We start from the raw sequence: 24,400 nt of genomic DNA, 5'->3' as shown, positions 1-24,400 counted from the left end.
TTTGACAAGCAGGCTTTCTGTGGACCTGCATGTTTTTTTTTTGTTTAGTAATGAAAGCGAGTTTGAAGAAAAGGTAACATAGCTGGATGGTAATAAAACATGCTGGATTATCCCGAAAGTCGGGAACCTTGGGTGCAGGACAAGTTGCGACCATCAAGAAACAATAATAAACACATGAAGCGGGTCTTGATCATCACTTATTATTGGCCTCCCAGTGCAGGTTCTGGTGTTCAGCGCTGGCTAAAATTCACCAAATACCTGCCGGAGTATGGTTGGCATCCTGTAATATTCACCCCGGAAAATCCAGATTTTGGCCTATTGGATCCCTCTCTGGAAAAGGAAGTGGGCCCATCAACGGAGGTATTGAAATTTCCAATATGGGAGCCCTACCAAATTTTCAGACGCTTCAAGGGAAAAAACATGAAGGATCCTGCAGTAATCCTGGAAAGAAGTGATCCTTCCATATTGGATAAGGTGGCGGTATGGTTGAGGGGGAATTTGTTCATTCCGGATCCCCGGATATTTTGGGTGAGGCCTTCGGTAAAATTTCTGGCAGACATCTGCGAACAGAATAATTTCAGTGCCATCATCACCACAGGACCTCCCCACAGCATGCACCTGATAGGGAGGGGGCTGAAAAGAAAAACCGGGCTTCCCTGGTTGGCTGATTTTCGGGATCCCTGGTCTTCCTGGGAGTTTCTGGACACCCTCCACCTGACTTCCCCTGCCAGAAGATACCACCAAAAACTGGAGGCCTCAGTTTTCCGGGAAGCAGATGCCGTGTTTACCATTTCCCCGACCTTCAAAGCCGAGATGGAAACCCTTTCCGGTAAAAACGTACAGCTGCTGACCAATGGTTTTGATCCGGATGATTTACCCAAGAATTTCGCTCCTGTTTCACCCGTAAAAAAAGTTCTGGAAATTGTATATTCCGGCGTAATTGACAGTATCAGGGATCCTGTTCCTTTTTTAATGGGAATGAAGAAAATTCATGGCCAGGATTGGGGAAAAATCAGGCTTACTTTTGTAGGCAAAGTCAATCAATCCGTAAAGAGACTGATCAGGGAAGATCCCTGGCTAAATGCTCATGTCTATCTGCCTGGATATGTAAGCCATAAGGAGGTTTTTGAGTTTTATGAGCGAGCTCACGCCTTGCTTTTGATCCTTACCGATACCAAAAATGCCAAAGGGAATATTCCTGGAAAGCTTTTTGAATACATGGCCACAGGCAGGCCGATCATAGCTTTGGGAGATCCTCAGGGAGATGCCGCCCAAATCATTTATCAGGCAAAGGCTGGGGAGGTTTTCAGGCATGATGATGACGTAGGTCTGATTCGTGGATTGTCTGAAATTGCTGAAAGCAGTTCCGGAAAGGGAAGCAATGAATTTATACAGGCTTATAACAGGAAGAACCTTACCAGGGACCTGGTGAACTTGTTGGAAAAGGCAATTGGGGGGTAATAGGACTTAATTGATCATCGCCTGAAAAATTGACTTGATTTTATTTATCACCAGATCCATTGCCTCAGGAGCCGCTTTTAGCCAGTAAATCAAGGCCAGGTAAAGCAGCGATACCATACTGCTTCTAACCAAAAGGTCCAAAAGCACCGGTTCAAAAACAGGGATCAGGTAAAAAGAAACAGCCCAGCTGATGCCTCCTATAAACAGAATAGTGAAGATGCCTTTGGTAAATGGATTGAATCCCAGCCGTATTTTCACGAAGAAAAACTTTAGCAAATTGTAAAAAAACATGGCCAGCAGGGATGCCAGCGCTGCCCCTTCTATCCCGAAGGCCGGAATCAACGCAAGGTTAAAGAGGATGACTGCTGCACACATGAGCAGGGTAGCAGTAATGTTAAAAACGTAAAATTTAGAAAATACAATGATTTCACCGTTTACTGAAAACAGGATATCTGTCAGTTTTCCCAGGCCGATCAGTAATACCACCCATTTTCCTGCCTGGTAGACCTCTTTATTGGGTACAAATTGGTACAGGGTATCAATATTAATCCAGATCAGTAAAAAGATCAACAGGCAAATCAGTAGTTGGTGAACGGCAATTTTTTTATACAGCACATCTATTTCATCCAACAGATTTGCGGCGAATTTTTCCGATATGATGGGCATGGCAACCTGAGAGATGGCCCTTCTCGGCATTTCGATGACTACGGCAATAGAAAAGCCTATGGTGTAAATGGCATTGGCATCCAGACCTATCATGGAACTGACCATCAGGCTATCTATTTTCATGATCAAAAGGGCTCCTGCAGTGCCAAGTAAGGTAATGGTATTGTACTGTATGAATTCCTTTCTAAAAGATCCCGGAATCCCCTTCCATCTGAAGTCAAAATGAAAAATATCGATACTCACCATATATCCTGCCATGGCCAGCATGGCCAACAAATAGACCCCTCCCATTCCCCAAATCATGAAATGGAATGGGTAAAACGTCAAATAGTAGCCTATGACCAACAGGGCCATCAACAGGCGGAGGAGTACATCTCTGATCAAAGATGGAATGGCGATTTTCAGAAAGGACCGGCTAAATGCATCCAAAAGGGTGTTGATTACGGAGAAAAAAGTTATGATAAGTGCTACCTGCAGGAAATTATTGACTTCAGGAGATTTATCAGAAAAGGAAGTCATGATGGGATTTTTAAACAGCAGGAAAATAATCACCACCAAAGCGTATCCAAGCATTCCCAAAAAGAGGCTAAAAGAAAAAAAAGCGTATTTTTTATGCTTTATGCGGGGAAAAAACCTGGTAATTCCATTACCAATCCCCATTTGGGCAAATGGTACCAGGAGTAAGGCCATGTCCTGTATGGTTTTGAACAAACCAATTTGTTCTGGTTCCAGAACATAAGGCATCAGCCATAGCAGGTTAACATAGCCGATCAGCACCCCAATATAGGCCGCAATGGTGGTCAGTATACTTTGTTGGGCTGGTTTACTCAATGAGATGCTGAATGATAATGTTCAGGCAAAGGTATCCTGTATCTGGTAATTTCGGATCGAAGTAGCCGTTTTTTTGGGAAGTAAAAACCATTATGTACGGGCCATCCTTCAAAGTTTTATATGATTAGAGATTGGAATTAAAGGCTATCAAACTGGGAAAGGTTGAGGTTAGCGTCCAGGTTTTCATTGGAAAATCTCATTTCATCCCAAAAAACCTTTTTTTGTCCTGTAGCTGCCTGTCTGCCCAAAATGGCTGTAAGAGTGGATTGAGAACCCGAAACTGCTTCGTTAAGGTAATTTTCAGACTCTATGCTTGAGATAAAACTTTTCACTTTATTTTCATTGGAATCATGTAGTGAAGAGGTAAAAACCCCTGCAGACTGTTGCTGTCGGCTTTGCTCGCTGGAATCCTCTCGTAAGATACCGGAGTCCCACTTATTTTCCCCATCAATAAAAACCCCACCACTGTAATGAGCGGTGGCAATTCCTTTAGTTCCTAGGAATCGGGCACACACATCGCCAAAACTTGGCCCCAATTGGGTGGAGTGAAAACTCACATTGATATTATCTGGATATTGATATAACACCTGATAATTGTTCCATGCATCTCCAAAGGCATCCACTCCATTTCTTCCTCCGGAGCCAATGGCACTCAAGGGATTCTTTTGTAGGGTCCAATTACAAACGTCCAACATATGAATACCCTGATCCAATAAAGTCCCCCCTGACAAAGCTCTGAAATGAAACTGATTTCGGATCCTTGCCTCATCATGCGACATATTCTCAATGGGTTTCAAGGGTACGCGAGAAGAAAAATAATACAGTTGGGCATTAATTATATCTCCGATATCACCCCGCTGTACTCTGTCTACCATCTCGCGGTAGGCAGTGGCATGACGGATCTGAAACCCGATGACCAAGCTCAACTTTCCATTGATGCTTTTTCCCGCTGCTTCTATCCTGTTGCAACCTTCCACATCTAAGGCAACTGGTTTCTCACAGTAAATGTGTTTGCCAGCAGCCACAGCCGCTTCCACAAAAGTAGGGTGTGTGTAGGCAGGAGAGGAGATCAATACGGCATCCACTGCCTTATTATTCAGTAGGGCCAGATAGGCCTTTGATCCCTGGTAAATATTTGAGCGGTCTATTTTCGCAAAGCCCCTTTCTTGGTTGAGTTTATCCAATTTCTGTTTGGCAGTAGTCAATTGATCTTCAAAAAGATCTGCCATGGCTACAATGTTGGTATTGGTATGTTTGGACATGGCTGTGATAACAGAGGTCCCTCGGTTGCCACATCCAATTATCCCAACTTGCACTGCCGAGTTGGATTTTGACCCGAATGCAGTGGTTGGTTTCAAAAGGGTAAAGGCAGAAATGGCGGTCGCTCCTTTTATAAAAGATCTTCTTTGAATGTTTGTCATATTATTTTTTAAGTATTACACTAAAACCTTTATTAATTTATTGGTATTCAAGATAAAATGTCTTTGACAACATGTCCGCTTACATCAGTCAGACGGAACCTTCTTCCCTGATGTTTGAAGGTTAGTTTTTCGTGGTCCACACCCATTAGATAGAGTAAAGTAGCTTGAAAATCATGTACGTGCACCGGATCTTTTACGATATTGTAGCCAAATTCGCAGGTTTCCCCATGGGTATAACCCTTTTTTACACCCGCTCCTGCCATCCACATGGTAAAACACCGGGGATGGTGATCACGGCCATAATTATCAGCGGTCAGCCTACCCTGAGAATAATTGGTTCTTCCAAACTCTCCTCCCCAAATTACCAAAGTATCATCCAGAAGTCCTCTCTGCTTTAAATCCATTACCAGCGCAGCTCCAGCTTGGTCTACACTCTTACTCATCACTTTTATATCCCTGGGCAAATTCCCATGTTGGTCCCATCCTTGATGATAGAGTTGAATGAATTTAACATCCTTTTCCGCTAACCTTCTCGCTAAAAGGCAATTGGCAGCGAAAGTTCCGGATTTTCTGGAATCGGGTCCATACATATCGTAGATGTAGTCGGGCTCCTTAGAAATGTCCATAGTTTCAGGGACAGAGGCCTGCATTCTATAAGCCATTTCATATTGTGCAATACGCGAATTGATCTCAGGGTCCATTACCTTTTCAAATTGCTCTTCATGGAGTTCTTTTAAGGCATCCAGCATCCTGCGTCGGCTTACATTTTTAAGTCCCTCCGGGTTATTCAGGTAAAGTACCGGATCCTTCCCTGACCGAAATTGAACCCCTTGATGAAGGGAGGGTAAAAAACCACTTCCCCAAAGTTTTGCATACAGGGGCTGTCCACCCTGTTTTCCCCTGGAAAGCAAAACACAGAAATCAGGTAGATTTTTGTTATCACTGCCCAAACCATAACTGATCCACGATCCTATGGAAGGCCGGCCACTAAGCTGGGATCCTGATTGGAAAAAAGTAATGGCCGGATCATGGTTAATGGCTTCAGTATGCATGGATTTGATAAAGCACAATTCATCCACAATTTTTGCCGTATGCGGCATCAGTTCACTGACCCAGGCCCCACTTTTCCCATGCTGGGCAAAATCAAAAACAGATCCTGCCAAAGGAAAAGAATTTTGACTGGAGGTCATGCCGGTAAGTCGCTGTCCTGCCCTTATAGATTCAGGTAATTCCTGACCGAAGCGTTCATTAAGCAGGGGTTTGTAATCGAAAAGCTCCATTTGTGACGGGCCACCACTTTGGAAAAGGTAGATTACCCTCTTTGCTTTGGGTACAAAATGCAAATTATGCAATACGCCGCTACCATTTGAACCTGGGGACATTTTGGCCATCAGGTTACCCGGATTCAGCAGCGAAGAAAGGGCCAAACTACCTAATCCCAAACTGGTCTTAGTTAGAAATTGGCGTCGATCAATATGTTGATTATGCAATAAACTCATTTTTACAATTTTTTAAAGAATGGTTGGTAACCGTTTCCCTAACAAAATTTTGAAAGGCAAAAAGGTTAACCCATTTGGACATCATCTTTTATATACGGCTTCATCGTAATTGATCAATGTTGAGGCTACAAGGGATAGCGCCGCTACTTTTTCCTTTGGCAGGGTTGGATCCCTCTTATGTTCTCCTGTATTGAGTAAGCTATCTGCAGCGGCGGGGGTTTCAGAAAAATCTGTTAATTCAGCCCAATATAGCTTTTCCAAAATCTTTAATTCGGCAGGATCCGGACTTCTACTGGTCATTGCCCTGAAGCCATATTGGATTTGATTTTGAAGTACGTCCCCTCCAATTGTTAACATTTTTTCTGCCAACACCCTTGCGGCTTCCAGGTATTGAGGGTCATTCATCAGCACCAGGGCCTGTAAAGGTGTATTTGTTTTTTGCCTTTCTACTGTACAATTGTATTTATCGGACGAGTCAAAATTGATCATTGATGGAGGGGGAGAACTGCGTTTCCAAATGGTGTAAAGGCTTCTCCGGTAAAGATTTTTTCCAGTATCCTGAACGTATTCCCTCACATTGGCAGTAGCCAATTCTTTCCATAAACCTTTTGGTTGATAGGGTTTCACACTCCGCCCCCCTATTTCTTTTACCAGCAGGCCGCTGGCAGCAAGGGCATTGTCTCTGATCATCTCGGCCGGCATTCGGTGGCTTGGGCCCCTTGCCAGCCAAACATTTCCAGGGTCTTTTTCATTTAGTCCATCCTGCAGTATGGAGGATTGCTGGTAGGTACTTGATGTGACCATCAGCTTAAGCAGCTCCTTAAGGTTCCAACCAGATTCCATGAACTGAACCGCCAACCAATCCAACAATTCAGGATGAGAGGGGAAATCACCTTGATTTCCGAAATCATCGGAGGAAGCAACTATCCCTTTTCCGAAAATCATTTGCCAATACCTGTTGACTGCCACCCTTGCGGTTAAGGGATTGTCCTTATGGGTTGCCCATTTGGCCAAACCTAAACGGTTTTTGGGTAAATTATCAGGAAATTCCATCACGGCCTTTGGTGTACCGGGATACACTTCATGGGTAGGCGCATCATAAGTACCCCTATCCAATATGAATGTAGCCCGGGGTTCCTCCCTTTCTCCCATGACCATCACTTCCGGCTGGGCACTGAGAATGGCATTTTCTTCGCCACGTAGTTTGGTTAATTTATTTAGGCCGTTTTGAAATTCTTCATTTACATTTGCGAGGAAATAGTCCAGTAAATCAGTTTCTCGGACTTTTTTTTGGGCCATGGAATAAATGGGCTCGGAATTTCCATACAGGAATTCAATTTCCAGGGTAGAAAGCCTACGGTTAAACACACTGAATTCGTCTACAAGAGAATGGTCCAGCGTTTCGGCAAAATTGGTTCCCCGCTTACCGATCTGTAGATTTCCCGGATGGCCCGTGCTTATTTTGTCCTTGCCGTAAGACAATATACTCCTTTTTAAATGGTCCGTTTTCATATCCAGATCCATTTGCTTTCCATTAAGAAAAAGGTGCAGGCCTTTTGCCCTACTGGACCCATCATAAACCATGGCCAAATGTACCCATTCTCCAATTGGTATTTTATTACGCGAATGTACTTCGATGGCATTGGCAGGCCAGGTATGGCTCATTAAGCCGGCTAATCTCCCATCTTCTCTGATCAATAATTCATAGCCACGGTATCCGTTGGCAAATCCCCCGGTTTTTGAAAAAATGGGGCCTTCTAAACTATCTTTCAGGGCTTTATACCATAAGCTGATGGTGAAAGGTTCATTTCGCTCAAAGTAGGCCATTTCATTCCCCAAATCCACATAACTGTCACCCACTAACTTAACCGCATTACCTAACTTTCCTTCTACAATTTGAATTTCCTTGTCTTTTTGAATGACCACCATGTCTGCAGGTTTAGATGGTTCTGCCAGATTTCTAAATTGGTCCTTGACCGGAGCATCGAGGGGGTAATGACCAATCCTTCCTTTGATCTCAATTTTGTAATTGGGCTTCGACTCTAAACTTTCCTGCCAATTTTTAAAACCTTTTTGGAATTTTTCCTGATTGGGATCCAGGGAATTTTCCATTTCTTGAATCTTTTTATTAACAAAGGATAGTTTTTTATCTACTTCTTCATCGGTAAGTATGACAGTAGGGCTGGGTTCTCCCGTATAAGGTACCTGTCCGGTTTCCTTAATATTATTAAAAAAAGCATATAATTGATAATATTCCTTTTGGGAAATAGGATCGTATTTGTGGTCATGGCACCGGGCACATTCCGTGCTTAAACCCAGTATAGCTTTCCCTAAAGTATTGGTGCGGTCGGCCACATATTCTACCCGATACTCTTCTGCAATCACGCCTCCTTCCTGGCTTTGAGGATGATTTCTATTGAATCCGGTGGCCAATATTTGGTCTTTGGTAGCGTTAGGCAACATGTCACCGGCCAATTGCCAGAGAATAAAATCATCGTAGGGAAGGTTTTCATTGAAGGATCGGATGACCCAATCTCGCCAAGGCCACATGTTTCTCATGCCATCATCCTGATAACCATGGGAATCCGCATATCGGGCTACATCCAGCCATTCAGATGCCATGCGTTCACCATAATGAGGAGATTCTAATAATCGGTCAACCAGCTTAAGGTAAGCATTGGGGCTGTCATCATTCAAAAAATTGTCCACTTCCTCCACGGTGGGTGGTAATCCGGTAAGGTCAAATGATACCCGCCGGATTAAAGTTTCTTTTTTGGCCCTATTGGAAGGCTCAAGTCCATTTTCTGACATTTTGGCACGGACAAATTGATCAAGCGAATTTGTAGCCCACCCGGTTTTTTCAAGAGAGGGGACTTCCGGTTTTTTTGGTTTGATGAAAGACCAGTGAGGTTTATAGTCGGCTCCCTGTTCGATCCATCGGGTGATCAAAGCGATTTCAGTAGTTGATAAAGAAAGATTTGATTCTGGCGGGGGCATTTTCACCTTAGGATCGGATGAGACCAGGCGCTCATAAAGGGCGCTTTTATGGGGCTTACCGGGGACGATAGCGTAATGGTCTTTGTCATCTCCCAAAGCCGAAAGCGCATGTTCTTCGATATCCAGCCTCAATCCGGCTTCTCGTTTGTTGTTATCGGGCCCATGACAGGCAAAACAACGGTCTGATAATATGGGTTTAATATGAAAATTAAAATCAATTTCAGCGGGCAAGGAAGCCTCAACTTCATCTGGGAATTTCACTTCAGATTTGTACCGAATAACCCCAATAATTAGGGCCAAAATAGCCACTGGTATCAATAATTTGACGACTGAAATTTGACTCATTTTTGGTTTTACTTTTTCTTCCCAAGTATCCACAATTTAAAAAGAAATTAAATAAATTTATAAAAGAAGATGAAATGGCCAGGATTATTCTGATTTGATCCTTTAAAATCGGCAAATCAGATTTTCCCGACCATTTCATTTTCATACTGCTAAAGAAGCTATTTACCAGTTGCAGGTAATACATTCCTCTTCTAACTGTTATTAAGAATGCATTATCTGGCTGGATTAATCTTTAGCCAAACTAACAAGCTAGATTACCATCCTGGATTTTGTTCCAAATTTTCATTAAAGGATATTTCATTATCAGGGATTGGTAATAAATTGTCTTTTTCTTCATATCCAGTAGGAAATTTCACCTCGATCAATCCTCCGTCGGCTCCCCTTACTTCAACGGGATAAAGATCCTGACCAATATTCCAACGTTTAATATCTGCCCACAAGATACCTTCACCGAAAAACTCAACCACCCGCTCATGTCGTAACGCTTCTCTCGCTTCTTCTTGTGATAAATCGGTAGGTAAACTGAACATGGTAACATCCCTTCTTTCTGTTCTGATCCGATTGATCAGGCCAATCGCTTCTTCCAGGTTTTGATTGGTTTCAATAAGGGCTTCTGCTTTGGCCAACAAGACATCCGCATAACGCAATACAATAAAGTTTAAAGGGGATACCCTGGGAGACAGCAAAGGAATTCCTTCGCCCACATTTTTTCTAAGGTTGTATCCTACCCTTTGACCGGTGTGATTAGATACTTCTGTTGGGTAGACCATGCCTTCAAAAGTGGCTCCCGGTCTGAGAATACTAAAATCCAACCTGGGGTCCCTTCCATCAAAAGGATTATTTGGATCCACTTCTGATCCATCAATCATCTCATACTCATCAATGATATGTTGGGTGGGCGCAGGATCACTGGCTCCTGCGGCTGCTACACTTCCAGGTAGCGCCAGCCAGGCAAAGAAATTTCCCTGACCTTGCTCACCGGCAATGTACTGGATGTCAAAAAGGACCTCTTCATTGTTTTCATTATCCAATTGAAAGAGCCCTTCGTAACTTGGAAAAAGAGAATACATGCCCAAAGCATCAATTTCTTCGATCACATCCAATACTTCCTCGTATTTATTCTGGTACAAATATGCCCGCATTTTCAATCCGAGTGCAGCCCCTTTGGTCGCCCTTCCCAATTCATAGGAAACTGGGTCCAGTCTTTGTATGGCCTCGTCATAGTCCGAAATGGCTTGGGCCCATGTTTCTTCCCGGGTATTTCTGCTCACTGAGGTAACTTCCTCCGTGTTCATCACTGTAGTGATGATGGGAACGCCACCATAAGATTCTGCCAACAGAGCAAAAGCGAGGCCCCTAAGGAAATGGGCCTCTCCCAAATACGTAGATTTTGTGGCTTCAGGAAGGTCTACCCTATCAATATTCTCCAAAAAATCATTGGAGAAATTAATGATTCGGTAACACATGGTCCATCTCTCATTTAACAATCCTCCTGAAGTAGCAGCGGTAATGGTACCATTTCCGATCTGTTTTTCCATTCCGTTCCAGTGTGCCCATTGGTAAGCATAGGGTGTTACAGCGTCAAAAGTTGGTCCTGAGCCATAGACGCCCCGGTGTTTCAATACACTGTAGATGCCATTCAATGCCAACTGAACATCATTTTCATTTTGCCAAAAAGAAACAGTAGTAATCCGGTCTTGGGGATACACCTCCAGAAAATCCTCACTGCAGCCATTGATAGCCAATAGGCCCAACAGGAGGATGCTTATATTATATATTTTTATCGTTTTCATAATTCCTAAAGATTAATATTAACACCAACTGTAAATATTTTTGGAAGAGGATAAAAATTTTCTCCAGAGTCAAATGTATTCCTCTCCGGGTCAAATCCTTCATAATCCTTGCTCACCAAGGCTCCCACATTTTGGGCGTTACCATAAAGATATAGCTTCTGTATGCCCAGTCTTTTGGTCATTACCGGATTAAAGGTATATCCCAGTTGGATATTTCTTAATTTAACGAAGGAAATGTCATTTACCCAAAACGAGGACGGTTCACTTCTCCATGTATCACTGATGGAAATTCTTGGGACATCAGTCTCCATATTTTCAGGGGTCCAGGCATCTCTCCAACGTTTGGTAATGGTCCCTCCGGATATTCCCAGGGGTTGGGTCCAGGCATTTTGTGTATATACACTTGCACCTGCAATTCCCATGACCAGGGTACTCAAATCAAAACCTTTGTAAGAAACACTGGGGGTAAGCCCAAAGGTATATTTAGGGATGGTGTTACCCAAAGCCATTTTATCCTCAAAACCCAATCGACCATCATTATTTACATCTTCATATTTTAGTTCACCTGCCTGAGGCACATAGCCGTTATCATACATGTGCTCACTGGCTTCCTGATCTGATTGGTATATTCCAATGGCATTATATCCATACAATTCTCTATAGGAAAACCCTTCACGGATAAGGTATAATTGGTCCGGTGCATTTTCCCTGAATTTGGTAACCTCATTCATAATATAAGTCATATTCACACCCAGGTTATAACCAATTTCATCCCTGCTTGGGGCAAGTTTTGAATAATTAATGTTGAATTCGAACCCGTTATTGATCATGGCACCTACATTCTCAAAAGGAGCACTCACCCCACCAAGTATGGCAGGAATAGGCAATTGGACAATTATATTATTGGTAGTTTTTCGGAAATAATCCGCTTCAACGTATAATCTGTTGTCCAATAAACCAAATTCCACACCGATATCTGTAGTTTCTGATGTTTCCCAACCAATGGTTTCATCCACCAAGGCCACAACACCTGCTCCGGGTGCAAAACTCCCTGCAAAGTTGTGACTGAGTCCATTGGTTTGGCTAACAACAGCCAGATATGGCCAATAAGAGTTGATATTTTGATTGCCCAATCTTCCCCAGGATGCTCTTAATTTGAGGTCAGTGAAAACATTCAAATTCTGTATGAAGGCTTCTTCTCCCAATCTCCATCCAGCCGAAAAGGCTGGAAAAACACCCCATCTGTAGCCTTCCTTAAACCTTGAAGAACCATCAGCCCTCAAATTCATTTCAAATAAATATTTGTCAGCTAGCGCATAATTAATGCGGCCAAAATAAGATAGCATTCTCAATTCGTTCAGGTTACCATTGGCTTGAAATCCTGCTGTGCCAGCATCAACCTGGGTCAATCCCTCTTTTGGCGGGTCTGACCTACGTCCATAAACATCTTTAATAACCGTACTTTCAACCTGTGTTCCCACAATGGCTGACAGGTTGTGAATTTCATTAAAAGTCTTGCTAAAGTTCAAAGTGGAGAAAAGGATATTATACGTACTTTGAACGTTGTTTCTGCTGGCTTCCAATATAGTGAGGTAATCCAGGTTTCGCCCTTCCACACCAGTGTGTGTATAACCAAATTCCAGACTATTGTGCCTATCCCTAAGATTACTGTTGTACTGTGAAGTGAAATTGGTTTTCAGTGTCAGATAATCTGTAAATTCGATATCTGCATAGACATTCATTTTAAAAAAATTGTTCTCCGTTAAGGTCAGTCCATTTGCCGTTTCAATCAAAGGATTTCGGTTTCCGACAATGGTATTTCCGTTGCTATTGATAGCTTGAACTGATCCAAAGCGGCCATCTTCTGTGTAGGGGGCTGTAAAAGGATATCCACCATTGGCGAATATGTACATCATCCTGCCCAGATTGAAAGGTTCTTCAGAAGCTTTTTTTATACCATTCATTCTTCCACCTAGGGTCAACCAATTATTTAACTTCGATTCCAGATTAACGGTCAAACCATAGCGGCTGGAATTGGAGTTCTGTATAATTCCATCCTGATTTAGATAGTTCATTGAAATGTAATATTTCGTTTGTTCTGAGCCACCACTGACAGATAAATTATGTTCGGTGATCGGTGCTGTCTTGAATACCTCATCAAAGAAATTCGTGTTGGGGTACTGGTACGGATCATCATTGTTTCTGAACTCATCAATTACCGATTCAGGAAATAGAGGACTTCCCCCCTGGTTCATTAGCGCTTGATTCCACATACCCATATATTCTACACTGTTATCAATGATATCATACCTTCTTCCCAATGATTGCTGGCCCACATAACTTCCAATACTTACTCTGGTTTGCTCTCCAAATTTACCCGATTTTAGCGTAATCAGGACCACACCATTGGCAGCCCGGGATCCATAGATGGCAGCACTAGCGGCATCTTTCAGGACCGTCATGCTTTCAATATCATTGGGGTTTATTTCGTTGATGGAAGCTTCCACACCATCTACCAAAATCAGGGGATTGGAATTATTCAGTGTTCCCCAACCCCGTACACGAATTTGAGCCCCGTCACTACCTGGCTGACCTGAGTTTTGGCTGATCCATACTCCTGGCACCTGACCACTCAGGGCCTGAGAAGCATTGGTCAGTGGGCGGTTCTGAAGTTCATCGTCAAAATTAACTGTTGAAACCGCGCCGGTTAGGTTTTCCCTTTTCTGTGTTCCATAACCTACTACCACCACCTCTTGTAAGGAGGACGTTTCCTCGGTAAGTGTTACATCGATCACGCTCTGGTCTCCCACTACAATTCGCTGGGATTCAAAACCTATAAAGGAAAAAACCAATGTTGCTCCCTCTTCTACCGTAAGGGAATAATTTCCGTCCAGGTCGGTAGCGGTTCCTATAGTGGTACCGGGCACAGAAACTGTGACACCAGGAATCGGTTCACCATTCGCATCTAATACCGTTCCTGTGACAGTAATGTCAAAAATAACGGCAGCATTGTGGAAGTTTTTTTTTGATTCTTCAGCACCATTTGCCAATAAAGTTGAGGCAAACAGACCAAGGAGTAATAGAAAGTGGAACATAAGGCCACCTTTGTAGAATTGGTAAATCCTACTTCTGGGAAGTACGTTTTTTTTCATCTTTTCGAGGGTTTTCAATAATAAATGAATTTTAATGTTTCTTTAATACTGATAATAGCTATTACATATTCAAATAATTAAAGTTGAAATTTTATTTACTATAAATTTGGTACCACGGACTATTATTGCTATCAGACTATTAAAATCTTAACATGACTATCTTAAAAAAGATAAATAAAAAAATTAAAAATAGAAATATTAAAATTTAATTCGTAAAAGCTACTGAATTATTTTATAATAGTCAAGTCAAATTAGATGAACAGCGAATTATGCATGTATAAGATAATTAGCCTCGTTGTGGTATCTTATTTTGAACACCCAACGATTATCCACCGCAGTTCTTTTAATCTTTTACCGATTGTCAAATCTAATAGCAGGACCAATTTCAGGCAGAATCCACGCTGGTCTGTTTCGAAACCTTTTTTATGAGCTGTTAAAACCTGGTTATCTAAAACTAATCCCAGGTCGGGAGGGGTTAAAAACCAAGTAAAAAAATTAATACTGAATGAAAACCAAAATTAGCCGATCGTAACTTTAAATTTTACGCAAGCAATTTCAATAGCTTTTCCTTTCTCGCTTCATAACTGAATCTACTTCTAATTCGCGTAGAGGCGTCTTTGCGGAGTTTTACCAAATCAGCCATTGAGAGCCTACCGAATATGTTTTTTAGATCAATTACATCTTTTGTTGATAATAGAAAACCGGAATCGCCGATTATTTCAGGTATTGCTCCCACCGTTGAGCCAATGGGAATGCAACCACATAACATGGCTTCAGCCAATGCATTTGGAAAGCCCTCGGAAGATGAAAGCTGTAAATAGAATTGGGCTTCCTGGAACAGGGACCTGATCTTTTCCTGAGGTAGTACGCCGATCGTGATGATGTTTGGTAATTCAGATGTGAATTTTTCGTCTCCAACAATCGTAAAGGTGTACTCCGGGAAGGTTTTTGCCATTTCTATTATTAAATCTATCCCTTTTACCAATGCCCTGTTTTGCTTTGAAATGCCGGTAGCCACTGTAATAAAGGAAAAGGGCGTTTTTTCATTGCCATTATCAAACCAAAAGGAGGAATCAAAACCGTTGTGTATAACCATAATTGGGGTTTTAAGGCCCGGTATTAAATTCAAAAGGCCTTGACTGCTCGTTAATGATTTATCGTACGTATAATTGGACTTGACCAATGATTGGGCGACAGGGGCGATCAAGGAGCAATGTTTGAAACTGAAAATAGTAGCCATTTTCAGCCATTTTTTGCGGTAATTCCCGTAATTGATTTCAGGTAAATTTACAGCATCCGTACCGCCACATTGTATGATCACTTCCTTATTAAATAGTTTGCCAACGATCACAGGAATAACCGTGTGGTAACCAGAGAAGAAACAGAGGTATTTTTCGGTAGCAGGTAGTAAAAATAGCAATTGAACGGTTTGAATAATCAATGAAAAGGGTAAAAAGTAGGGATTGTCGGTCAGGGTCAGGTGTTTAACCCGAAAATTGGACCGGAGCATAATCAAGTCTCGTTGAATAAATGAGGTATTGATCGGAGATATATAAACTATCATTTTATGAAATATTAAACTAATTTAGAATATTAGTTTAATACGAATCCATATTCTGGACATTAAAATAATCCATTTACTTCGATGCGCAATATTGGAAACGGGCCTTGATTTTCGAAAAACAAAGTATTGATAGTCTTTTTCTTCGTAGTAAACGCTGTAGGTTTCCATTTTTTCCAGGTAGAAATCATTAGCGGAAATATTCTTAACCAGATCAGCGGTGTCTAATGGTTGATCAATAACCTGAAGTTTTTCCGGTTCATGTTCGATCATCCATTCAAGAAATCGGGGTGCTGGAATATGGATAAAAATAACGGTGTTGTTATTGCTATGTCGGCTTATAGTTTCAAAAAGGGAAAAATGATCGGATACCGGAATGTGTTCCAATACATCGGGAAGTACAATAAAATCGAAGGTGTCGCCTTCTTTCTGAAATCCTTTCATATCGGACACCTCAAAGGTAAGATTGGTAAGGTTCGACCAGGTTTTTCTGGCCTGATCGATGCTTTTTGGACTAATGTCTACCGCTAATACACTTCCTTTGGGAGTCTTTTTTGCGATCAAATGACTAACAGTGCCTATTCCACAGCCGATTTCTAAAACACGGTGATGGGGCTTTAAACCGGACCGGATCAGCTTGTCGATAATGCTAAGGTGTCTTGAATTTACTCCAATTCGTATTTGATTATTGGCATATTCATCATAGAATTGAGCTACTTTTTGTTCCATTTCTTATAGTTTAGGAGCAATCTTTTTTGAATTAATTATTAATCCAAAGACTAATAGCACCGTTAAAAGGTATTGGGCAATATTTGCAATTAGTACTTTGGCAGGATAATTTTTAGGCGCGAACTTCATCTCCACCCTTACCTCTCCTTCCGGAAGGACAAGGCCCCGCAAAAGGTAATTTACCCTGTGAATTTCCGCTTCCTCTCCATTGATCATTGCCTTCCAGCCCTCGGGATAATAGATTTCTGAAAAAACAGCAAGGCCTTCCTTCTCCACTTTGCCAGAATAAACCAGCCGGTCAGGTTCATTGCTATCAAGGGAGAGGTTTCCACTGCCAACGGGAAGTGTATTTCCGGTATCACCGGAGTTATAAGTAGCCTCTTTTTTTGTTTCAATTGCTGCAAGTGTGCTGATTTCTTCTTCGTTACTGCCCACAGGAATGATTTCTTGAGGAAACCAAACAGCTCCGTTGGTTTCCGGATTCCTGAAAACCGCATTTGCTCCCCGGCCAGCCATAATGTATTTGGTATTGAGCATGTTCAAAACGGGTATGCCTGCATAGTCAAAATTACCTTCTTGCGCTTTTTTAACAAATTGATCGATTTCTGGTTGCAGAATCCGCTCGATCAGGTCCTGATAACGACTCATTTTGGCGCCATGATAACCCCCAATGCTATTGAACCGGTAACTCGTTCTGGCATCATTAAAGGGGTTCTGTATATTCAAAACCCTAAAGTATCCCTCATCCTGCATGATTTTTTCATCTGCCGGAGTAGCTGCAAAATGTTGCTCACTTGGGTTTTCCGAAAAACTGTCCCCGTCAAGATACCTGCCATTGACTCCCCATAGGTCTACCAATACCAACAAGCCTGTGGCAATAATGGCATATTCGATTTTCAATTTATCGTACAGGGCCAGCCCCAGCAACAAGGCAGCGGCACCAATATAAATGACTGTGCGAAAAATATCTGCATGTAGCAGGCTTTTTCGGTCGGTTTTTAAAGCAGCCTGTAACCAATCCGGATAACCGCTATTGGCCCCCCCGAAACCTGACCAATGTGCAAAGACCAATGCAAGCAGTATCAGGCCTGCAGTAATACCCAATCCTTTAAAAAAGGCAACTTTGGTCTTATCCGATTTCTGGTTCAAAAAGATTTGTTCCAAACCAAGGGCACCAAGGATGGGGATCACCAATAAAGTGATACCCAGTGCCATCGAAACAGCCCTGAATTTATTGTAGCCAGGCAGGTAGTCAAAAAGGGTGTAATTGAGCCATTCCAGATTTTTTCCCCAGGAAAGCATCAGTGTAATCAGGGTCATGGCCAGCAGCACATTTCTATACAGTGGAGGCGCAAACACTATCCCAAGAATAAAAAGAAAAATCATGATGGCTCCACCATAGATTGGGCCTCCTGTAAAGGGCTGGTCGCCCCAATAGGTAGGGGCATTATTTACAAATTGGTTGATTTGTTGGGGCTCCATTCCCTGTGATCTGAGGGCTTGCTCTGCTGCGGAATCATCCGGTAAGGCCTGCTGACTTGCCCCTCCAAAATAATTGGGTATCAGCAGGGTGAATGTTTCCAGCTTTCCATTGGACCAATTAAAGGCATAAGTTTTATCCAGCCCGGAATCATTTTCTTCTGCTTGCGGCAGGTTGCGTTCTCCCCGGATGGAATATTTGCCGTATTCCAATACTGCTGATAATCTGGCCAGATTTCCCAATCCTCCCAAAATAGCTCCTGCGAGCAGCAGGGCCGTTATTTTCCCGAAAGAAACCAGTTTTTTCTCCTGAAAGGCCTTTACCAATTGTCCTATACCATAGATCACTACCAGGATCAGTGTATAATAAGTGATCTGAAGGTGGTTGAACTTTAACTGGAGCAGCACCGCAAGGGCTGTAATACTCAGGCCAAGGAATTTTTTGTTTGAAAATGCCAAATGCACTCCGGCCAATATTAGTGGGATAATGCATACCGACCAGATTTTGGCATTGTGTCCCGCTTCAAGACTCAGAAAATTGAATGTGTTGAAAGCAAAGGCCCATGCAGCCAGGGCAGCAATGGCTGGCCTCACTTTAAAACCCATCAACAGCAGGTACATAGACACCATGCCAAAGAATAGCCCGCTTACCGGGTGTGGCAGGCCCAGGGTCAGTACTTTTATCAGGGTATTGGTAATGTCGCCCTTTGGGTCCAGATGGATCAAATAAGCAGGCATCCCTCCAAACATGCTATTGGTCCATAAGGCTTCTTCTCCGGTGCGCTGCCGATGGTCCAGCAATTCTTTTGCAGATCCCTCCCATTGCAGGATATCCGATTGAAAAATCATTTTGCCCTCAAACACTATGGGAGAAAAATAAATGATAACAACCAGGTAAAAGGAAAGAATAGCTAAAAAATGGGGTAAAATGACTTCTTTTAAATTAACGTTCATGATCCGGGGTATTGGTCTTTGGTCTGCTTGGTTTAATAGCATGCAAATTAAGAAAATTCAATGGATTATTGGTTAATAGAAGATATAAGCTAAGGAGACAAACGCTTAAAAAGCCCTTTGAGAGGGAGTTTTTAACCATTTATTGTTGATGTAATAGCCCAAAGAAAATTCATGACTGTTATTTCTGTAGTTGTTTTTGCTGTTTAGGTTGAAGTCATATGCATACCCAAAACGTACCTCCTCGGTAACAAACAAATCGAATAGAATCACCAAAGCCGTTCTGCTGGAGGGGAGATCACCAAAATCCATATTTCCCTTCATCACGGAAGACCTGAAGGCAGCTCCCAGCCAAAACTGCTCGTTGAATAAAAACATGGTATTGATATCATAGCTGCTGGGGCCATTGAGATCTTCCCTTACCAAAACAGAGGGTTTAAAGGCTAAACCGCTCCTAACGGGTAGCAATCCACCTGCCTGAAAATAAAAATGGTAGTTGTTTGTGACCAAAGACAAATCACTGTTTTTCAGGCTGTTTTGCCCAACAAGGTTAAAAGCACTTATTCCGGAAAAAAAATTGGGCGTATGATAAAATACACCTGCATTTAAATTTGGTGCAAATGCGTTGATACGGCCCTGTGGAATTCCGGGATCGGATGGATCATCAGGTTGAAGTTTTCCTGCATCCAGTACATGTTCTGAAACTCCCGAACTTACTCCCAGTCCCAAATAGCTGTCCTGGGTAAGCCTTACTTTATAAGCATAGGTAAGTAGGATTGACTGGGTTGAGTAGGGGCCAAGTTCATCAGCTGTAATGGAGATGCCATAACCCATTGTTTCTTCCAGGTTTCCTTTGTCGGCTGATATGGAAATCGTATTTGGGGATCCGGGAAAATTCATAAACTGACTCCTGTAAGTAGCCTGTACAAATGGGTCTACCTTGTACCCGGCATAAGCAGGGTTGATGTGCAGGGCATTGAAGACATATTGACTGTATTGGGGCATTTGCTGCCCCTGACTGGGTTTTTGAAACAAGAAAAACCCGACAATTGCTGCTATTATATAAGTATAGTAAGAAAAATTCATGTTCTTATTTAATCACCTGCACCCATCCTTTGTACTCTTTTTCGATTCCACTGAAGTCAGTACCCTTCACCTGATAATAATAAGTTCCTGCCAACAGACCTGACGCATCCCAGTCATTTTGATAATCCCGGGCCGAAAATACCAGATCTCCCCAGCGGTTAAATATTAAAAGCTCAATTTGTTCAAACTTGTGTCCGGCATCAATGACAAAGGTATCATTCCTGCCATCTAAATCCGGTTTAATTACGTTGGGAATAAAAAGAGGAAGAATGTTTTTTTCTTCTACAGATGTATTGTTTTCCGGTTGGGTATCTATTCCATCACCGCTTACCTCCGCCCTATTCCTCATCCTTCCATCCTTTATGGCGGCCACTGTAAGCGTAATCTGCAAGCTGGCACCTACGGGGAAGGAGGCAATTTCCCATATTAAATCCTGACCTTCTTGTCTGAATTCGGGTTCCTGGGGCAATGCCCCATTCACCAGATCTGCATTGACATATTGCAACCCTGAAGGCAGAAAATCCACGATGCGTACATTATCAGCAGCATCCATGCCATTGTTTTCTATATTGATCTGATAGTTGAAATTGTCCCCATCTCTTACAGGTTCCGCAGTGGATGTTTTAAGGACAGACAAATCAATCATCTTGGGACGTACTTCCAGCCGATCACTATCTATGGTGTTGTCAAAATTTTCTACCCTTACCCGAACCTGGTTGGTGTAGTTTCCTTCTTCTGCGGCCAAAACGGATAATTCCAGATTCACGTTTTCCTCAGGGCTCAACTGGGCAAGGACCCAGGTGTCATCTTCGCCCGGCGGAGGATTGGCCGAAAGCAATATCAAACCTTCAGGAAGCAATTCTGTTACGGAAATTTCTTCCAATGAAAAAATGCTTTTGTTGGTCACCGAAACGGAGTAATCCACGATTTCTCCTACCACTGCCTGCCTGCGGCTAATTGTTTTTTCTATGTCCATTTCTATACCTACCAGCCTGATTTGTATTTCTGCTTCATCACAATTTTCCTGAACATCGGATTGGCAAAGCCGGTATTCCAGAATGTAAGTGTTTGGTGGGCTGTCTTCCGGAATCGAGAAAACTCCATTTTCGTCAAGGGAGTAAACAAGATTTTGATCATTGCCGGCTTCATCCCTGATAGACAATACCGATAAAGTTACCTCATCTGCTCCGACAGGTCTCATTTTCAGGCTATCATTTTCATACACCGAAGATAGGAGATTGGTTTCATAATTGACCAGGGGTCCGAACACATCATCATTGGCTTTGATCGGTGCAACTTCCGTCGTTATGGTAATTTCATTGCTGATAAAAGGTCCGCAGGCCTCATCTGTGGTAATTCTTCTGAATTGGGTGCTGTTCCTCAGGGGTGGAGGAGAAAAATCCCTATTCCTTGCTCCTCCAATACTTGTCCAATCTCCGCTTTCAGTTTTGATCTCCCATTGGAAAGAGAATTCACCAGAACCTCCTTCAGGGTCTTCTCCCACCAAAATATCCGGAACTTCCATTTGATATACAGTTTGATCCTCCGCTATATCATAGCCGGACACTTCGGGATAAACAAATACCTGAACAGCCAATCTTCGGTCGGAGGGGCAACCATCAACCGTCTGATCGGCGTAATAGGTAAGGCCAGAATCCAAAACAACATCATTTGAAAGGGCTGTTCCTCCTTCCGGAGATAAAAACCACCTGATATTTTCTCCTGTAGCAGTAAGGGAAGAGATTGTATATTCCCCGGGCATGCAAAACTCCTGTACACCATCTCCCTGAGGCGGTGATGGCACATCGCTAAGAATGATGGTTACCCGTGTAGACCTTTCCCCGGAGCAAATTCCTGTGATGTTGTACTCAAATGAATAGCTACCCGTATCCAGATTGGTTGTGGACCAGGTATTCTCTATAAGGGCACCACTATTGGTAATTTCCTCCCATGTGCCGTAATCATTGAAAGGACCATCGAGATAGTCAAATAAATCAATGATTTCTCCTTTACATACTGTAGCCACCTGTCCTTCCCCTGGTTCGGGATTCAGGCTGGCCTCATCAATGGTAAATTCCAGGGTCTCGTTCAGACAGGATTCCGGATTACCGGCACTCAACCTCACACCATATACTCCTTCATGGGTAGCCAGGTTAAACGGCGAAAATTCGAGGCTTGAAGTAGTGCTGAGAACCACATCCGGACTGTCAAGATTGAACCATTCAAATTCAAGAAAATCCAAATTTTTGATGGATAACTTGCCTTGTTCGCCCTCGCAAAGATTTTCCGGAATAATTTTCGGTAGGTTTTCTCCTCTGACCTGGACCGTTGTATTGGTTAAATTTCCGCAGTCATCTTCTAATTGTAACCGATACCGGCCTGCTTCCAGGTCTTTAAAAAGAGGGTCTTCACCATTGTTGATTTCAAAAGGCAGGCCATTCTTTTCCACTATTTTATAAGTGATCGGCGGATATCCGGAGGCGCTGACAGACAGTTCATAATTGCCTTCCACGCACTGAAAGGTATTGATGCTTGTAAATGTGCTTCGTTCCCGGACTTCAAATTGATTTAATGTTTCCAGACAGTAATTAAAAGAAGGCTCATTGGGCACTATGTCTTGCCCGTTTTTCCAAATTCGGATGGATTTCACAAGCCTCAGTTCACCGTAGTAATTTAAATTAATATTATTTGCACCGTTTATAATCAGAATAGAATTGGACTCATTCAGTTCTTCACCCTCCACATAAGCCTGTCCTGTTTCCGGGTGAACCCATTCCCCCGAGCCGGACTCAAGTTTTTGAATGCCAAAACGTGTGGTTTGGTTTTCGTCCAAATTGTCCTGGTGATTCAGGTTTAAATTGAAAGATCCACAATTCTCGTCAATCTCAATTTCATTGGTTATGATGCTTGCTCCTTCTATTGTTACCTCCGTGACATGCTCCGTTTCGCAGGTTGTATAAGAAACAAATTCATAATCACCTGCCGGGAGGTTATTCATAAAAAACCTTCTGGGGTCATTTTGACTGATGTTTTCTGAAACATCCAAAGGAAACAACGCATCGAAGGTTTCCGGGCCAGCTACCATTTCTATCCGGTTAAACTGGTAATCAAAACTGTTCAATTGCAAGGAACCTGTATTGGGGCCACATCCTTTATATACAGTGGCCACTGGTCCTGGCAACAAATCTCTGAATTCCCGTGAAAGGCTGGCTGTATTTCCGCAGGCATCTTCTATACTAAAAGTATAAACTCCAAATGGAATGGGCATTTCTTCCGACCCAAAAAAAATATTTTCTTCTTCGAATGGCCCCGGGTAAGCTTCGTTAAATAAAGAAGGATCGAAATCTTCGGGATATTCCGAAAAGTTAATTTGAAAAGGAGGAACAAAATTCAGAGGTTTTACAGACAATCTCCTTTTTCCGCAGAGTCCGGCTCCCCAAAACAAGTCTTCTGATATCCTTAAACTTCGGTCAATGATGTTGTTTTCCAGGAGGGCCGTTTGGCCGCAGTTATCAGTAACCTGAAGATCATAACTGTAAGATTCGCCAGGGTAAAAGGGAATACTTCCCATCAGCGAGATTTCGGAAGCGCCTCCTTCCGTAACTTCCGTAATGATTTCCTCTTCCCCGCCATCGGGAGCCTGAACGGTAAACTTTACTTCAAGCGGATACGCGATTTCTGTTCCTGCTGCACGAAGCAAATGCCCAACGGAAATTTCCCCACAACTGGTCAAGGCTGGTTGGAAATTTTGGACCTCCCCATCTATTACCAATTCTGTCTTTCGAATATCAAAAGACTGGGAAAGGCGGTCTCCACATTCATCTGTGACAGCCACGGTATAACTACCGGCCGGAAGGTCTTCAAAAAAGGGGCTTTCCTGCGGTGCGCGTTGCAAATCCCCCCTAAGTTCATATGTGAGTGGATTTCCCTGGTTGACGACAACTTCTATGGCACTCAATTCATTTTCGCATAGCCCCTGAGTCAGGATGGTAAAAGACAAGGCTTCAAAAGTAGAATTAAGCGTGACCTCAGTGGAAATTTCCAGCGGATCTTCTTCCAAGGTAAAACTTGCCTCAATGCCGTAGTTTCCTTCAGCCAATCCAGTAAATAGACCCGTTTCATTGGTAGCGATAGGAGCGGTGTCGGGCAACAAATACAAATGATATACCAGGTCAACCGGGTTTTCTACATTTTGCAGGGTCACGGAAATTTCCCCATCTCCCAGGCAGGATGGTTCTTTTAAATTGGTTTGCAGGGTAGGCTCTTGTTGTGCTGTTGCTCCAAAAATGGAAAAAAAACAGGTAAACAAAAACAAGAGAAATCCTGATTTATTTTGGTTTGTTTTATTTTTTTTAGTTCTCAATGTCATTGAGGCTTGGTTGCTGTCCTACCAAATTTTTTAAAATGCAGAAAAATATACTTGCTGCTT

The 24,400-nt window shown here is 42.6% G+C and carries 12 protein-coding genes; 1 reads left to right on the top strand and 11 read right to left on the bottom strand.

Going from position 1 to position 24,400, the window contains the following annotated elements; all coding sequences use genetic code 11:
• Positions 1 to 99: 99 nt before the first annotated feature.
• Entirely contained in the window at positions 100 to 1,461 is a 1,362-nt protein-coding gene (locus HUJ21_RS08220; RefSeq protein ID WP_366483679.1) for a glycosyltransferase family 4 protein, read from the top strand.
• Positions 1,462 to 1,467: 6 nt separating this feature from the next.
• On the opposite strand, the gene HUJ21_RS08215 is transcribed toward HUJ21_RS08220, so the two are convergent.
• The 11 genes from HUJ21_RS08215 to HUJ21_RS08165 all read right to left on the bottom strand — a co-directional run bounded on the left by HUJ21_RS08215 (position 1,468) and on the right by HUJ21_RS08165 (position 24,340).
• Positions 1,468 to 2,958 (bottom strand): oligosaccharide flippase family protein, encoded by a 1,491-nt coding sequence (locus HUJ21_RS08215; protein WP_291368650.1) that lies wholly within the window; start codon positions 2,956 to 2,958, stop codon positions 1,468 to 1,470.
• 137 nt (positions 2,959 to 3,095) lie between these two features.
• On the bottom strand, positions 3,096 to 4,379 hold the full coding sequence (locus HUJ21_RS08210; RefSeq protein ID WP_291368648.1) for a Gfo/Idh/MocA family oxidoreductase: 1,284 nt from the start codon (positions 4,377 to 4,379) through the stop codon (positions 3,096 to 3,098).
• Positions 4,380 to 4,426: 47 nt separating this feature from the next.
• Positions 4,427 to 5,878, bottom strand: coding sequence for a DUF1501 domain-containing protein (locus tag HUJ21_RS08205; RefSeq protein ID WP_291368646.1), 1,452 nt, complete (start codon positions 5,876 to 5,878; stop codon positions 4,427 to 4,429).
• A gap of 81 nt (positions 5,879 to 5,959) precedes the next feature.
• Positions 5,960 to 9,220, bottom strand: a complete 3,261-nt coding sequence (locus HUJ21_RS08200; RefSeq protein WP_291368645.1) for a DUF1553 domain-containing protein — start codon at positions 9,218 to 9,220, stop codon at positions 5,960 to 5,962.
• Between the two features lie 254 nt (positions 9,221 to 9,474).
• Positions 9,475 to 11,013, bottom strand: a complete 1,539-nt coding sequence (locus HUJ21_RS08195) for a RagB/SusD family nutrient uptake outer membrane protein (protein ID WP_291368643.1) — start codon at positions 11,011 to 11,013, stop codon at positions 9,475 to 9,477.
• A gap of 5 nt (positions 11,014 to 11,018) precedes the next feature.
• Positions 11,019 to 14,165, bottom strand: coding sequence for a TonB-dependent receptor (locus HUJ21_RS08190; protein ID WP_291368641.1), 3,147 nt, complete (start codon positions 14,163 to 14,165; stop codon positions 11,019 to 11,021).
• A gap of 541 nt (positions 14,166 to 14,706) precedes the next feature.
• Positions 14,707 to 15,729 (bottom strand): glycosyltransferase family 4 protein, encoded by a 1,023-nt coding sequence (locus tag HUJ21_RS08185; protein ID WP_291368639.1) that lies wholly within the window; start codon positions 15,727 to 15,729, stop codon positions 14,707 to 14,709.
• 21 nt (positions 15,730 to 15,750) lie between these two features.
• The gene (locus HUJ21_RS08180; RefSeq protein ID WP_291368637.1) at positions 15,751 to 16,455 is read right to left on the bottom strand and encodes a class I SAM-dependent methyltransferase; all 705 of its coding nucleotides are present in this window, start codon (positions 16,453 to 16,455) and stop codon (positions 15,751 to 15,753) included.
• 3 nt (positions 16,456 to 16,458) lie between these two features.
• Positions 16,459 to 18,888 carry a hypothetical protein gene (locus HUJ21_RS08175; RefSeq protein WP_291368635.1) on the bottom strand — a complete coding sequence of 810 codons (2,430 nt, stop codon included), beginning with the start codon at positions 18,886 to 18,888 and terminating at the stop codon, positions 16,459 to 16,461.
• A 105-nt stretch (positions 18,889 to 18,993) separates the two neighbouring features.
• Positions 18,994 to 19,971, bottom strand: coding sequence for a type IX secretion system membrane protein PorP/SprF (locus HUJ21_RS08170; RefSeq protein ID WP_291368633.1), 978 nt, complete (start codon positions 19,969 to 19,971; stop codon positions 18,994 to 18,996).
• A 4-nt stretch (positions 19,972 to 19,975) separates the two neighbouring features.
• Positions 19,976 to 24,340 carry a gliding motility-associated C-terminal domain-containing protein gene (locus HUJ21_RS08165; RefSeq protein ID WP_291368631.1) on the bottom strand — a complete coding sequence of 1,455 codons (4,365 nt, stop codon included), beginning with the start codon at positions 24,338 to 24,340 and terminating at the stop codon, positions 19,976 to 19,978.
• Positions 24,341 to 24,400: the final 60 nt, after the last annotated feature.

Source organism: Cyclobacterium sp., assembly GCF_014762705.1.
Classification (GTDB): domain Bacteria; phylum Bacteroidota; class Bacteroidia; order Cytophagales; family Cyclobacteriaceae; genus Cyclobacterium.
The sequence above is the reverse complement of the archived record's forward strand: the minus strand, read 5'-3'. Positions and strand labels throughout refer to the sequence as shown.

What these genes read in the sequence shown, in the direction of transcription:
- HUJ21_RS08220 (WP_366483679.1), top strand. Translation starts at nt 100, where the DNA reads ATGCTGGATTATCCCGAAAGTCGGGAACCTTGGGTGCAGGACAAGTTG.
- HUJ21_RS08210 (WP_291368648.1), bottom strand. Translation starts at nt 4,379, where the DNA reads ATGACAAACATTCAAAGAAGATCTTTTATAAAAGGAGCGACCGCCATT.
- HUJ21_RS08205 (WP_291368646.1), bottom strand. Translation starts at nt 5,878, where the DNA reads ATGAGTTTATTGCATAATCAACATATTGATCGACGCCAATTTCTAACT.
- HUJ21_RS08200 (WP_291368645.1), bottom strand. Translation starts at nt 9,220, where the DNA reads ATGAGTCAAATTTCAGTCGTCAAATTATTGATACCAGTGGCTATTTTG.
- HUJ21_RS08195 (WP_291368643.1), bottom strand. Translation starts at nt 11,013, where the DNA reads ATGAAAACGATAAAAATATATAATATAAGCATCCTCCTGTTGGGCCTA.
- HUJ21_RS08190 (WP_291368641.1), bottom strand. Translation starts at nt 14,165, where the DNA reads ATGAAAAAAAACGTACTTCCCAGAAGTAGGATTTACCAATTCTACAAA.
- HUJ21_RS08185 (WP_291368639.1), bottom strand. Translation starts at nt 15,729, where the DNA reads ATGATAGTTTATATATCTCCGATCAATACCTCATTTATTCAACGAGAC.
- HUJ21_RS08180 (WP_291368637.1), bottom strand. Translation starts at nt 16,455, where the DNA reads ATGGAACAAAAAGTAGCTCAATTCTATGATGAATATGCCAATAATCAA.
- HUJ21_RS08175 (WP_291368635.1), bottom strand. Translation starts at nt 18,888, where the DNA reads ATGAACGTTAATTTAAAAGAAGTCATTTTACCCCATTTTTTAGCTATT.
- HUJ21_RS08170 (WP_291368633.1), bottom strand. Translation starts at nt 19,971, where the DNA reads ATGAATTTTTCTTACTATACTTATATAATAGCAGCAATTGTCGGGTTT.
- HUJ21_RS08165 (WP_291368631.1), bottom strand. Translation starts at nt 24,340, where the DNA reads ATGACATTGAGAACTAAAAAAAATAAAACAAACCAAAATAAATCAGGA.